The organism is Brakhagea slesvicensis (genome assembly GCF_052161625.1).
Lineage (GTDB): Bacteria > Planctomycetota > Planctomycetia > Pirellulales > Pirellulaceae > JBKCUI01.
Genome location: NZ_CP197412.1, coordinates 1,363,482 through 1,376,863 on the forward strand (window position 1 = coordinate 1,363,482; position 13,382 = coordinate 1,376,863).

The following is a 13,382-nucleotide window of genomic DNA, read 5'->3' on the forward strand; positions in this document are numbered from 1 at the left end:
ACTCCAGCTCGATGCACCTGGCGTCTATTTCAGCACGTTGGATTCGGACTTGCTCGCCCTCAACGCTTGCTCAACCCCTCACGGCTCGAGCTATCCAGGCCAATATTGCGCTACTTTCTTTTTGAGAAATGCAGTGCTCCGCGCGAGCTGCTCGATTCCGTCAACTCCGTCTTCGATACTAATCCAGCTATCGAATCCCACCCGTTTTAGTTCAGAGAAGATCTGGTCGTAATCATTGAGTCCTTTTCCAATCTCACCGTGCCTCAGTCGCTTCGCATACCCTGCCGCACCCGATTCTTCACGTCGCAAATCTTCCAAAGTCCCGTCGATCAAATAGCGATCACTAGCGTGCATCGTGACTACCCGATGGGAGACTCGCTTCAGTAGTTCGATCGGGTCATCGCCCGCGATGTAGGCATTGCTCGGGTCGTAGTTAACGCCAAAGTTCGGATGCTCGACCGCATCCACCAACGCGCAAAAGACATCCATCTTTTGTGCGAACTCCGGATACTCCCAAAAATCGTCTTTGTAATGATTCTCAAGAATGAGCGTCACACCCTGGGCCTGGGCGTAGGGCAAACATTCGTAGATACAATCAGCAGCCAGCTTTACCCCCTCTTGATTCGTGAGTTCCGGTCGACGTTGCCCGCTCAGGACACGGCAAAATTTCCCACCCAAGGCGGCGGTCATGTCGATCCAGTAGCGCTGCTTTTCGAGTTCCTGGCTTCGAAAGGAAGGATCGGGATGGGTGAAGTCCGGCGAACAACACATCATGGGAATCTGCAATCCCATCGACTCAACTTGCAAACGAATCGATGGCCAATTGCTTGGATCCTGCATTTCTAAGAAGCCTGCATAGAATTCCACGCCATCGACACCCAAGCCACTGGCCAATTGGAACCACTCGGCCAATTTCATCGTCCCATCCCTGCACAACGCGTGCATGTAAGCTTTGGGGAAGGCAGCAATCTTCGGCATTCTCAATCTTTCGTCGGAAGGCAATAACCAGAGTACGATAGTTACTCAAGCCAGCTCGCAACTTCGTAAGCAATGGTCTCGTGTTCGATTTCATCGTGGGCATCTAACAGATCGCTGACCGCGGCAATGGCGGCCCACCAACGATCTTGAGAGAGCATATGGTAAAGTTTAGCAACAATTGATTCGATTCGGCGAAGGCACTCCCGATCCGTTGGGCATCCGGGTCTGCACAACGCCCAAGCTTGCTTCCAATCATGCGCCCATTCCGGAATCAAACCGGGATGAAACGGCTCGGATCGAATAATCATCTCGGCGACCGGACCGGCGAGAGCAACCGAGATTTGATCGAGCCGATTGGAATTGTGCGGCCATCGGATATCCACCAGTCCGTGGAATCCATCCTCCTCCGGCTCGACAGAAGCTCGCTCCACCCAAGCACCGCTCACCACCGCCATGACACAATGTCCGGCTTCGTGATAAAGGGTCCGTTCTCTTTCCGTCTCTTCATCCATGGTTTTTTGATTCGCGATCCTTTTTGGTTTATACTTCCAGTTTGCAAATCCCACCCCTCGGTTCACTCTTCCTCTCCACAACAGGACTTGATCGTGAAGCAATCCTCTCGCCGCAGTTTCGTCAAATCTACAGCCATGGCCGGCGTTGCCATCGCTGCCTCCTCCTCGGTACGCTCATCGTACGGCTTGTCCAATGATGAAGTGAGGCTCGGGTTCATCGGTTGCGGTGGACGTGCGGGCGAGCATATGGGTACCTTCTCCAAAATTCAAGGTGCGAAGATCGCCGCCGTTTGCGATCCCGATCAAGCCAAAATTGACAATGCACAAAAGTCCTTCAGCCCCAGCGCCAAAGGCTATCAGGATCTGCGGAAGCTCCTCGACGACAAAGAAATCGACGCGGTGGTGATCGCTGCGTGCAACCATTGGCACTGCCTCGCCGCAATCTGGGCCATGCAGGCAGGCAAAGATGTCTACGTCGAAAAGCCTCTCTCGCACAGTCAGTGGGAAGGGGAGCAGACGATCCTGGCGGCTCGTAAATACAACCGTGTTTGCCAAGTCGGAACGCAGCAACGATCCGACCCGATGCAGGCCGAGATCAAAAAATTCCTTCACGAAGAAATGGCTCTAGGAAAGATCCTCTCGGCTCGCGTCAATCGCTATGGAGTGCGGGCTTCGATCGGCAAGCGTTCTACTCGGCTGACCGTCGATCCCAAAATCGATTACAACCTCTGGCTCGGCCCCGCCCAAGAACGACCCATGTTTCGAGAGAAATTCCACTACGATTGGCACTGGGATTTCAATACCGGTTCGGGCGAAATGGGGAACTGGGGGGTCCACGTTCTCGACGATCTTCGTAACAACATCTTCCGCGACTCCGTCGCTCTCCCCAAACGAATTTTCGGCGGCGGTGGTCGAGTCGTTTGGAACGATGCCGGAGAAACCCCAAACGTTCACTTCGTCTACTTTGATACCGGTAGCATTCCTGTTGTGATTGGGCTTTCGAATCTACCCGGTGCACCTGGGAACAATAAGTCTCCGAAAGTCCCTGGTCCTGGAAGCGGCTACATCGCCTACTGCGAAGGGGGCCGTTTTGAAGGCCAACGAGGATCCGCTTCCGCTTTCGACAAGGAAGGAAAACTCATCAAAAAGTTTTCTGGCAACAGCGGCAACAAACTCCACCAAGAGAACTTCTTGAACGCCGTCCGAGCACGCGATCCGAAGATGCTCAATACGGATGTGCAGGTGGGTCATGACTCAACCGGTTGGTGCAACCTGGCCAATATTGCTTTCCAAACCGGAAAGACATTTAGCAAGGCGGATACGATAGCAGTCCAAGTTCCCGAGTGGAACGCGCTGGTCGAAGAAATGGAGTCGCATCTCAAAGCCCACTCGTTGGACATTGACAAAGCAGATCTCAAACTCAGCCAAATGCTGACCATCGATCCAAAGACACAGCGATTCGTCGGTGAAGGATCGGAAGCGGCCAATCGATTCATGAAACGCGAATACCGCGCTCCGTTTGTGGTGCCTGATCAAGTCTGATTCAGGTATGGTTGACTTCTGAAAAGCAACTTGGCTTTGGTTTGTCCTAGAAGGACATCAGCTATTAGCCCGGGGGTAGCTAGCCCCACCCCGGGCTGATGGACAATGCAATCACGATTCCCGTCGGGACGCAATCCACTCAGAGGGAAAGTAGCATCCGTTGCAGGATGCAAAATCCCGTCGCGGCAGGTCTTTCGAGATCTAATGTTGATTTCCAAACAATCGTGTGCTACCGAAAATGTGATCGATAACCTATGGTTTCGCGACCATTCAAGTGCTGACATTGCATGGGAGCAGAACACTAATCGTCGCTAATCACCACTAATAAGGAATAGCAACAATATTGTCGCGATGGTAGCCGCGTGTACCTTCACGCAATTCTCGATAACTTCCCACGCCGCATTCTCGCATGGCGCTTGAACGACACCTTCGAAACAGACACGACAGCGGAACTCCTTAAGGAAGCAACGAAGGGACTCCCCGAAAACACAGTACCCTCTGCGGTCATGGATTCGGGCGTTGAAAACGTGAATGGCACGGTAAACGAGCTTGTTTCTGATGGCACGATCCAACGTATCCTTGCGCAAGTCGACATTGTCGAATCAAACAGCATGATCGAAGCCTGGTGGCGTCAGCTCAAGCACCAGTGGTTGTATTTGAACGATCTCGATAGCGCGAGTTCCATTCGCAAGCTCATTGCTTTCTACGTGGAGCAGCACAACTCGGTTGTTCCCCATTTTGCTTTTCAAGGGCAGACGCCCGACGAGATGTACTTTGGGACCGGTGCGAAAGTTCCGGTGGACCTTAACGAGAAGCGAGCAACAGCGAGAACTGCGAGGTTAGCGCACAATCGCGCTCTAAGCTGTGATTTATGCAAAGCAAAAGAAAGCGAACCAGAACTTGTATCACTCCAAAACAACACGAGCTAAGCCTTGTACAACTGCGTCTTGTACCAAGAAAAGAGTGTCACCAGGCGAGCAACAAAACTCGATGGATGTCTGATTGACCGTCGCAATCCAGAAAATCGAGGTAGAACCAACTCACAAAACTACAGAAACGCCCCAACAGATCGCCAGTTTGCACCGAAGTGAGTTCAAGCACATCGATTTCACGAGGCGGGCCTCAGAGAAACTCGCGCCGTACCATCAACTCGACTAATAGCGCCGAGTTCTCGAACGCTTTTTTCCAAAATGTTCTGCAGCGCCGAAACGAACGAAGTCTGGAACGAAGCCATCCGAAACCGTTTCGATTCCGATTTCTGAGATTCGTTGCAAAGAACGGCTCGGTGGACTGCTCAAGAGCTATAGCCGCAGAGCGGCGTAGCTCAAGTCATCGTTCCACTTCCTTTGATACGTTCACTTCAGGTTTATGCTTACTGCTGCGCACGACGCGAACATCCATCTGCACCGCAGCCATCTGTGTCCAAAAATGATCAATGTGCTATCTCAAACGTGATTCCAACTGCTCTCGATCCCTTACCTATTTCGTTCGGAAAATCACCTTGCTCGATGCAATCTAGTTTTTGCACAGGGCGGGCGGAGCCCAAGCGCATCGATTGCACGAGGTGGCCCCTCAGAGAAACTCGCGCCGCACAATCAACTTGATTAATAGCGCCGAGTTCTCGAACGCATTTTTCCAGAATTCCCTACCGCGCCGGAGCGCTCGATGTCATCCAATTGATTTAGCATGCGATCAATGATCTTTATAACTGCGAACAACACTAAATTCGATACTAAGAGGGAAAGAAAAATGACCTCAAAATAGCTCCGATCGACGAAGAACTCATATCCGAGCATTATACTGAAGTTCAATACTGCAATTGCTGGACTGCATATCGCAGCAATTGAACGAAATCTCCTTTGCGCATCTCCCACTTCCCTCTCCTTAATAACTAAATATGATGAGCACACATCATGTTTACGTCCGTTCCAAAGATACTTGAAATGGCAGCGGTTACCCCTCCTTCGACAGAGAAGTCCGCTCCTGGCTCGTTTGGAAACATGTTGCCCAAACAACCAACCAGCCCAGAAACGACTGTTCCGACTGCATTACAAATCAGGTTCTTTCGATCTGGCAAGCAGCGAGTGCAAGCCATATCACATATCATGTTGCCCAAGGTACTTGCCAAGGACGTTAAAAAACCTGTTAAGCAAGGTGGAGCTCCAGAACTAGCAAAACACCCTCCAATACCACCAGCGAGGCTATTGACGGCCGCCTTGCATGCGGTTTGGCAGGGTCCTTCCCCATTAATATAACTGCTGAATAGGCTGAATACCATCCCAACGCCACCGCCGATAGCACCACCTATTAAGCAAGGTGAATTACCGGTTGGATCGGTCTTCGATAATAGAAGATAATTCGCAAATAGGTTGAGGTAATGGTATGCGTCATACCCAATTGGATCCCTCCCCATAAACCTACCAGCGAGCCCGCTCATCCACCTAGCCCTAAAGTGATACAGCCCAAGAGTTTGATCCCATTCACGCCCGGTGTAGGTATAGCGATTATTAATCGCGGAACTCGAGAGGACCGAGCCAGAACCATCAAGGATGGTTGGCTGGCCGAAGGCCGTGTAGGCGTAGCGTTCCGCTACGGAGCCCGTAGAAGTGGTTACTGCCGTGATGGAGTATTGCTGATTCCGGTGGTAATAGTGGATCGTTCCGCTAGTTCCGGCCGCTTTGCGCACCACCGGTTCGTCAATGTAGCTTGCGACCACATAACGATGCGTTGGCGAGCTAGGAGCATCCCCGTAGCCGTAATCGGCGATCGTCTGCTGGTCATGCTGCACATAGACGAAGGAGCCAGAGGTTCCTTGCCGTGCTACGCGTCTTCCCAGTGCGTCATACTGGAACGTGACATCGTTCGAGCCGTTGTTGTCCACATCGGCACTCTTGAGCTTGTTGTCGAAGTCGGGGAGCAGGCCGGAGGCTGGAGGCGAGAGGCTAGAGGAAGACAAGGAACAATCAGGGCATAGGTGGCGCAGGTGGGTCGGACCATGGGTGCGATTCTGCGCTGTGCCATTGGTGGTGATGCTGTTCCAGTCACCCACACTGGTAAGACTCCACGATTGGGTAAACGTTCCGCTAGCACGGGCGAAGCCGGTGAGACGGTCCTCGTCGTCGTAACTGGTGCCTGCTGAAGTAAACCCGTAATTGCTCATGGGGAAGGCGTTAGGCGTTAGACTTTAGGCGTTAGGAAAACAGATTGTGTTGCGATTGTACCCGAGCGATTGCTAGCCGTGGGGAGAATTTTCATGGGGGGGAGATTTGGTTGTCCGAATCGGCGATCGTTCCCAAGGGGCCTCTCGATCTACCTCTCCCTTTTTCGAACGCGAGAGCTAGACTGGAACGAGAGAAACTTCGGACTTTGGAGGTGGACATGGCTACTGTAGAAGAGCGTCTCGCAAAAGTTGAGCGCGAATTAGAAATAATCAAACGCGACAAACAAGCGGAGAGCTCAAGGCTCGGTTGGCTCGAAAGAGTCAAGGGGACCTTCAAAGGGGATCCTGATTTTGAAGAGATCGTCAAGCTAGGCAAAGAACTCCGAGACCAAGAGTCCTGTGAGGGGAATCTGTAGTGTTTCTTTTTGATACTAACCATATTAGGCTCCGTAAAGCAATAACTGTCCAGTCTAGTCTAGTCTTTTTTGTTCGGCTTGATTGTGTAGTTCCAGTCTCCGTGAAACTTGGCTTGGAAAATATTAATGTCAGCCATTTGTTGATCCGTAATCTTCAATGCCTTTTCGTACTCACGTTGATCAAGGAAGGCGTGTATTTCAAGCCCTTTCGCCGTCGTCGTTGATCCGATCAATTGAACAATTACCTCGTAGGTTTCCAGTGGGGTGCCTCGCCAGTTGCTTGTGATGTGGCAGAAGACACGGTGCTCAATTTTATTCCATTTGCTTGTTCCTGGCGGAAAGTGGCACACCTCAATCTCTAGGTTTGTTTTGTTCGCAAGGCGTTGCAGCTCATATTTCCATAGTCGATTTCTTGCACCATTGCTTCCGCCGCTATCGGCGGTGATCATCAAGCGGGTCGAGTTCTTGTGCCGCTTCTTGCCGAGGCGTCTCCACCATAGCTCGATCGATGCAACCGCAAACTGCGCGGTATCATGATTGATGCCGACATTCACCACAGCCTCGTTGGTCGTTATGTCGTAAACGCCATATGGCACCGCTTTGCCTTTTGCGGCATCTGGAAAGTCGTGCGTATCGACCGCCAGCGGTTGTCCTGACGGACGCCATGTCTGCCCCGCATTCTTCTTCTTTCCAAGGATTTCCTTCTTCTTGGTGTCTACTGAAACAACTGGCTGGGCACTTCGCTGAAACGCCTTTGCACGTCGATTGATGTATTGGAATTGTTCATCACGATCCGGATGGTCTTCGCCTTCTCGAGTCTTCCTGTTTGCTTGAAGACTGTACCCCGCGGCATGCAGCTCTTTTCCTACCGTCGGGGCGGTAATCGAAAAGCCGATCCGTTGCATCTCAGTAGCGATCGAGCGGGTGCTCTTGCATGTCCATAGAAGAGGTCCCATGGGGTCGCCACGAGTCGAAGGTGATACAATTTTTTCGATGGCGGCGCGAATCCCAGGCTGCCTCTGTTCAATCGTCGGACGTCCACCACCCTTTTTTCGTTGTCTGCCCGGTTGGACTTCAACGCCGCGTTCCAATTCCGCTAAACCACGTCGAATCGTCCTCTCGGAGATTCCTGTAGCCTCGGCAACCGTTACAATGCCGCCATAGCCGATTGCCCGTGCCTCGACGGCGCACCAAAGCCTTCGAGACCGTTCATTCAAGCTCGCACACATGTCGGTATACTTGCTTCTAATCCATTCAACAACATTTCGTTCCGTCATGCTGACAGCATGGCAGAAAACCCAATCGAGAATCAATACCAACTCCGGACAGTTATTTCTTTACGGAGCCTTAGCGTTTGGCAGCGCGGTGAAGGTTTGGAGTATGAAAAGCTTTGTTCTCGACTCGAGCGATACACCGGTGAGCAGTTTTTTGTATCAATCGTGTCGTTTCACGAACTGGTGAATGGCTGGAACGCCTACATTGCCAAGCGTCGTGGTAGCGAATCGCTTGTTCGTGCGTATGCCGAGTTTGAGGGTATCCTGCGTGATTTCTCCGCTATGCAGCATCTGCCATTTGACCGCAAGTCTGCGAAGATCCTCGATCATTTGATTAGCTGTAATTTGCGAGATGGTTCGATGGACTTGAGGATTGCTTCCATTGCCATTTCCAATCAAATGATTCTACTAACGCAGAATTCGGTCGACTTTGAACGAATTCCAGGACTTCAGATCGCCGACTGGCTTCTTTGAAGATTCAGCGAGACTCCATGAGCTTGAACTTCCGAAGATCGATAATCGGCCCAAGTGCTTGCGGTGTGGTACGCCGGGGATGCGCTTGGAAGGGTACCGCGATCGCATGGCGACTTGGGAGTTTATCCACCGGGTAGAGCATGCGATCGAACAATATTCGAAGGCACCTACCACGCTCGATCAATTGATCCGATCGAAAGCTCGCTTAGAGAGCCTTGCACCGAAGCAAGGGCTGCTTGCCAACTGGAAGAAGGCGCTTGCGATAAAGGAACTCTTAGCATGGACGGTGATTCAGTGTGATGGAGAGAATCTGCAAACCGAAGAAGCGTCCCTTCGGTTCGGGGCAACGTGCTGTTGCGTGTCGGTGAACCTTCCGTTACCGGACATCTAATGATGAAAGGCCTCGTTCAGAAACCATCACGCTCGAACTGCTCGCTACCTCACCTAATCGCTTCTCTGTTGCATGCGAATCGAAGCGAGTTGTCTGAAGGTCCGTCGTTGCCTGACCTGAAATGGACCAAAAGAAGCACTCGGTGCATCCTCTTGCTCGCAAGCGGCTCGTTGGCCGCCATCTTGCGGCCCCTCGAGCGTTAGACTCGGGGGAATTACCCCCACAAAAAAACCATAGAGAAAATGCAGGGAAAACCAACTTCGGTGATCCCTTTGCCCCCGCATCGGCGGATCTGTTTAATGAGTTGGTTTAGTTCTTATTGGTGAACGGTTGTTGATGAAGGCGTTCAATACAAAGGTAAATCCGAATCGCTTTGCCTGACACCACAGCAATTATATGTTAAGACATTCTTGAGATTGCGATCGCCACAAGGTAAGTTGCAATTGAATAGAAAAATAGTGCGAACCAAAAAAAGAGCGAAATCGCTCGACTGGTAGGTGAATTACTAACGGTCAGTGCGACATATGGAATAGCCGCAATGACAACGCCTATTGACGCGACTACCCCGAACCTGATTTTCCCCGGATAGTCACTGTTCCAAAAGCCCACAGACGTAGCAATTGCGACACAAGTCACTCCAAAAAAAATGTACAAGCCCAGAAATTTCCTTTTGAAACGTAAGTCATTACTGTCCATCCTTTAAACCTCGGATCCGCTTGAAGAAGGCTCATCCATTCAACAGTCGAATCTAATCTGTAGATCTTTGATGCCAACTCAACGATGCGATTCGCTTATCACTGCTGGACTAGAATTGTGTCCGGGCGCATAACCCCTAGTATTCCCAGCACAACCATTTCCATTATTCGACGGTCTGAAAGAATTATACAAGCCAACGTTGTGACCCGGTCGACTCGGCGCACCGGTGTGAGATCCATCGATTCCGTGGCTTCCGCCGTCATCCAAAAACAATGCACATAGAAACGGGTCTACTTCTCCTGCAAAGTGCCCCGGGTCGTTTATGTCCGGTGATCCGGATGCAGGCCCATCTGTTATCAACTTTCCATGATGGTCATAACAGCATTGCTGTGTTGGTCGATCCTGTCTACCGCCATGTGATCTAATACACTGACTCGCCCCCGGGTGAAACGACCAAACTTGATAGCCACCCAAAATTGGTAAGCCTGGAATGGCGACAGCCAAATCCGTGCTCCAACCATTTGGCATAAAGAACTCCAATTCCTCGTAGAATCCAGGATGCCCCGTCGGCGCACAGCTCAGTGGCTTTCGTATCGGTCGGGAGACGGCACAGGGGCAGTTGGGTAAGCGGTCCAACAGCTGCTGGAGAGTTGGATTGACTCTTGAGATTTCTCGATCGATCCATCGACGCAAAATGTTTCCGCAACGCCTGCATTCTGAAGCATGCCCGCGGGAACCACCTCGCCTATTGCACGGTCCTTCGTCTACATCGAGGGAAGAAATTGATCGTGTTCCCAGCGGATCTAAACGGGACAATGCCGCATTCTCAACGAACTCATACAAATCCTTGCTAATGCCTGAATACCCAATCGGATCCCTCCCCAGGAACCTTCCCGCGAGCCCACTCATCCACCGTGCCCTGAAGTGATACAAGCCAAGCGTCTGGTCCCATTCACGACCTGTGTAGGTATAGCGATTATTAATCGGTGAGCTCGAGAGGACGGAGCCTGAACCATCGAGGATGGTTGGCTGGCCGTAGGCCGTGTAGGCGTAGCGCTCTGCTACGGAGCCTGAAGAAGTGGTCACTGCGGTGATACTGTACTGCTGGTTTCTTTGGTAGCGCCAAGTGGCAGTGGTGGCTTCATCAAGGGACGGACCAACGCTGGCATTGACGGAATGGACACTGAAGAACGGCGAAGCAGGAGTAGAAGCTTCGGTGCAACCGAAGGTTTCATTTGGCTCTCCCGTGCGGGGGCGCGCGGAGCAAAGCTCTGGAGATGTTTCAAGCATGGCGTTTTGGGGGTGCATGGCGGCTATTGTAACCAATCCCAACGCCGCTTGCAGCGATTGCAAACCGAGGATTGCGTCCTCGAAAATTCTGGCCCCCTTCGCCCCCGGCTTTGCGGGGGAGAAGGGCTGGGGATGAGGGGGAGAATGTGCAATGTCATAAGCTTGGTTCGATGCACTGGACGGGTAGTAAACCGATCCGGTGATGTGCCTCAAGCTTCGGTGCATTCTAATGCTTATCACATCTACTTCGCCGCGTTTTCTTTCGTCCCTAACGGGACTGACGCGATGATCATCCCCATACCCAGCCTTGAAAGGCTGGGCTATTCTCTGCCGTCCCTACCGGGACTAAAAGACCTATGCGATCGAGCGAAAGGCGAAGGCATCATCCTGCTCGCAAGCGGCTATTTGGCCGCCATCTTGCGGCCCTGCGAGCGATAGACTCGAGGGGATTACCCTCACAAAAAAACCATAGAGGAAATGCAGTGAAAACCAACTTCGGTGATCCCCGCGCCCACGCATCGGCGGATCTGTTTAATGAGTTGGTTTAGTTCTTATTGGGTGAGCGAACCAAGTCAGTCTGATTATTGCTCTTCAGGCCAAGCTAATCCCAGACTATCAATTCTTTGGAGTGTTCGCTGATAGAACAAATCCCAGCTTGAAGGGTCATCCCAAGATTTCCGACCTGTCGTCAACGCTTTCTCGAATAACTCCAAAGAAAGTTTCTCATCTTTCAAGCTATTGGCGGCGAACTCGGCGTAACTAACAAGACTAATCGGAGAATCGTCAATTTGTAAGGCTTTGTCAAACAAGCCTATAGCTTTATCCAAGTTTCCGTCTCGTGCAAAACTCTCCGCGATTTTGCAGTAAAAAAACGCCTTCCATACTGATTCATTTTCTCTACCCAAGCACTCACTCAACTTCATCCTGGCAACTTCACCGTCACCGCAGGCCAACAGAATCATCGCTTCTCTGTAAAGTGGATCTCTCGATTTATTCATTATCTTCTCGGTGGAGAAAAAGGAGATCTAGGTGTGCCAGCCCTACACTTTAGAAGCTCAAGTGAAGCCCAACGATGACAGGCGACATTCGTATACCCCCGAAAAGTTTCATCGCACCACGTTGTATCGTCGTCAAACTGATCTACGCAATCTTTAAACCTGCGTTCTTCTTCATCGCAGTCGTTAGTGACTGGTATGGGAGCAGGAGTCGGCTCTGAGACTGGGTAGGGGAAAGGTTTTGGGTCATTTAGTGTTTGTATAGGTGGGTGGTTTGCTGGGAAAAAGTAGTAAGCAACTTGCGTCAATCCAGGTTCCAGCCAGTTTTGAGTACCGATAACAGGGGTGGAATAGATGCCGTAACCAAGAATGGTACCGGGCACAACGGCAATACCAACTGTTGCAGCGAGCCCTCCACCAACTACGGCCGTGCCTCCTCCTGCGGCAACTGCAGTTCCGCTGCTCGCGGCAACACCTCCACCTGCGGCAGCTCCACCCGTAGAAACGATTCCTACTATTCCTGAACCCGCACCGACGCTACCTCCTAAAGTTGTACCTCCCACAAGTGTTGATGTTCCTCCGGAAACTATGACCGTTGTTGTGGATGTTCCGCCTGCTACGATGACGCTACCAACGCCAACAGTTCCCGCCGTAATCACTTCACTTCCGTGAGGGTCTATAACGATTAACGCATACCCTTGAAACTGACGGTACAGGCCGAATGGACTACCAAAGTACCCGATCGGATCCCTCTCCATGAACCTACCCGCGAGCCCGCTCATCCACCTTGCCCGGAAGTGATAGAGCCCAAGCGTCTGATCCCACTCACGCCCTGTATAGGTGTAGCGATTATTGATCGCGGAGCTCGAAAGGACCGAGCCTGAACCATCGAGGATGGTTGGCTGGCCGTAGGCCGTGTAGGCGTAGCGCTCTGCTACGGAGCCTGAAGAAGTGGTCACTGCGGTGATACTGTACTGCTGGTTTCTTTGGTAGCGCCAAGTGGCAGTGGTGGCTTCATCAAGGGACGGACCAACGCTGGCATTGACGGAGTGCACATGGAAGCACAGCCAAGAAGGCGTAGAAGCTTCGGTGCAACCGAAGGTTGTACTTGGCTCTCCTGTGCGGGGGAGCGCGGAGCAAAGCTCTGGAGATGTTTCACGCATGGCGTTTTGGGGGTGCATAGCCGCTATTGTAACCAATCCCAACGCCGCTTGCAGCGATTGCGAACCGAGGATTGCGTCCTCGAAAATTCTGGCCCCCTTCGCCCCCGGCTTTGCGGGGGAGAAGGGCTGGGGATGAGGGGGAGAATGTGCAATGTCATAAGCTTGGTTCGATGCACTGGACGGGTAGTAAACCGATCCGGTGATGTGCCTCAAGCTTCGGTGCATTCTAATGCTTATCACATCTACTTCGCCGCGTTTTCTTTCGTCCCTAACGGGACTGACGCGATGATCATCCCCATACCCAGCCTTGAAAGGCTGGGCTATTCTCTGCCGTCCCTACCGGGACTAAAAGACCTATGCGATCGAGCGAAAGGCGAAGGCATCATCCTGCTCGCAAGCGGCTATTTGGCCGCCATCTTGCGGCCCTGCGAGCGATAGACTCGAGGGGATTACCCCCACAAAAAAACCATAGAGAAAATGCAGGGAAAACC

13 protein-coding genes are annotated in these 13,382 nt (G+C 51.8%); 6 read left to right on the forward strand and 7 right to left on the reverse strand.

Translation table 11 applies throughout. The features are described 5' to 3' along the window. Nucleotides 1-90: 90 nt before the first annotated feature. Complete coding sequence (locus SH467x_RS05230; RefSeq protein ID WP_482370236.1) at nt 91-978, reverse strand: sugar phosphate isomerase/epimerase family protein; 888 nt, start codon at nt 976-978, stop codon at nt 91-93. A gap of 41 nt (nt 979-1,019) precedes the next feature. After that, nucleotides 1,020-1,490: a hypothetical protein gene (locus SH467x_RS05235; RefSeq protein WP_482370237.1), complete on the reverse strand. Its 471-nt coding sequence runs from the start codon at nt 1,488-1,490 to the stop codon at nt 1,020-1,022. A 93-nt stretch (nt 1,491-1,583) separates the two neighbouring features. Here SH467x_RS05235 and SH467x_RS05240 point away from each other — a divergent pair, with 93 nt between their 5' ends. Beyond that, a complete protein-coding gene (locus tag SH467x_RS05240; protein ID WP_482370238.1) occupies nt 1,584-3,032 on the forward strand; it encodes a Gfo/Idh/MocA family protein in 1,449 nt (482 codons plus the stop codon). Nucleotides 3,033-3,394: 362 nt separating this feature from the next. After that, nucleotides 3,395-3,961: a hypothetical protein gene (locus SH467x_RS05245; protein ID WP_482370239.1), complete on the forward strand. Its 567-nt coding sequence runs from the start codon at nt 3,395-3,397 to the stop codon at nt 3,959-3,961. Between the two features lie 962 nt (nt 3,962-4,923). Here SH467x_RS05245 and SH467x_RS05250 read toward each other — a convergent pair. Further along, on the reverse strand, nt 4,924-6,192 hold the full coding sequence (locus tag SH467x_RS05250) for an RHS repeat domain-containing protein (RefSeq protein WP_482370240.1): 1,269 nt from the start codon (nt 6,190-6,192) through the stop codon (nt 4,924-4,926). Nucleotides 6,193-6,410: 218 nt separating this feature from the next. Between SH467x_RS05250 and SH467x_RS05255 the strand changes: the two genes are divergently transcribed. Next, nucleotides 6,411-6,608, forward strand: a complete 198-nt coding sequence (locus SH467x_RS05255; protein WP_482370241.1) for a hypothetical protein — start codon at nt 6,411-6,413, stop codon at nt 6,606-6,608. A 59-nt stretch (nt 6,609-6,667) separates the two neighbouring features. Here the strand turns inward: SH467x_RS05255 and SH467x_RS05260 are convergent, their stop codons facing one another. Further along, nucleotides 6,668-7,885, reverse strand: a complete 1,218-nt coding sequence (locus SH467x_RS05260; RefSeq protein WP_482367239.1) for an ISAzo13 family transposase — start codon at nt 7,883-7,885, stop codon at nt 6,668-6,670. Between the two features lie 9 nt (nt 7,886-7,894). Here SH467x_RS05260 and SH467x_RS05265 point away from each other — a divergent pair, with 9 nt between their 5' ends. Both SH467x_RS05265 and SH467x_RS05270 read left to right on the forward strand, forming a co-directional pair. Beyond that, the gene (locus tag SH467x_RS05265) at nt 7,895-8,356 is read left to right on the forward strand and encodes a type II toxin-antitoxin system VapC family toxin (RefSeq protein WP_482370242.1); all 462 of its coding nucleotides are present in this window, start codon (nt 7,895-7,897) and stop codon (nt 8,354-8,356) included. A 79-nt stretch (nt 8,357-8,435) separates the two neighbouring features. Continuing rightward, nucleotides 8,436-8,747, forward strand: a complete 312-nt coding sequence (locus tag SH467x_RS05270; RefSeq protein WP_482370243.1) for a hypothetical protein — start codon at nt 8,436-8,438, stop codon at nt 8,745-8,747. A 774-nt stretch (nt 8,748-9,521) separates the two neighbouring features. Here the strand turns inward: SH467x_RS05270 and SH467x_RS05275 are convergent. Next, nucleotides 9,522-10,529: an RHS repeat domain-containing protein gene (locus tag SH467x_RS05275; RefSeq protein ID WP_482371341.1), complete on the reverse strand. Its 1,008-nt coding sequence runs from the start codon at nt 10,527-10,529 to the stop codon at nt 9,522-9,524. A 49-nt stretch (nt 10,530-10,578) separates the two neighbouring features. Here SH467x_RS05275 and SH467x_RS05280 point away from each other — a divergent pair, with 49 nt between their 5' ends. Beyond that, the gene (locus SH467x_RS05280; protein ID WP_482371421.1) at nt 10,579-10,869 is read left to right on the forward strand and encodes a hypothetical protein; all 291 of its coding nucleotides are present in this window, start codon (nt 10,579-10,581) and stop codon (nt 10,867-10,869) included. Between the two features lie 445 nt (nt 10,870-11,314). Here the strand turns inward: SH467x_RS05280 and SH467x_RS05285 are convergent, their stop codons facing one another. Beyond that, nucleotides 11,315-11,731, reverse strand: a complete 417-nt coding sequence (locus SH467x_RS05285) for a tetratricopeptide repeat protein (protein WP_482370244.1) — start codon at nt 11,729-11,731, stop codon at nt 11,315-11,317. Continuing rightward, nucleotides 11,731-13,116, reverse strand: coding sequence for an RHS repeat domain-containing protein (locus SH467x_RS05290; protein WP_482370245.1), 1,386 nt, complete (start codon nt 13,114-13,116; stop codon nt 11,731-11,733). Before SH467x_RS05290 ends, SH467x_RS05285 begins: the two co-directional genes overlap by 1 nt. Nucleotides 13,117-13,382 lie beyond the last annotated feature (266 nt).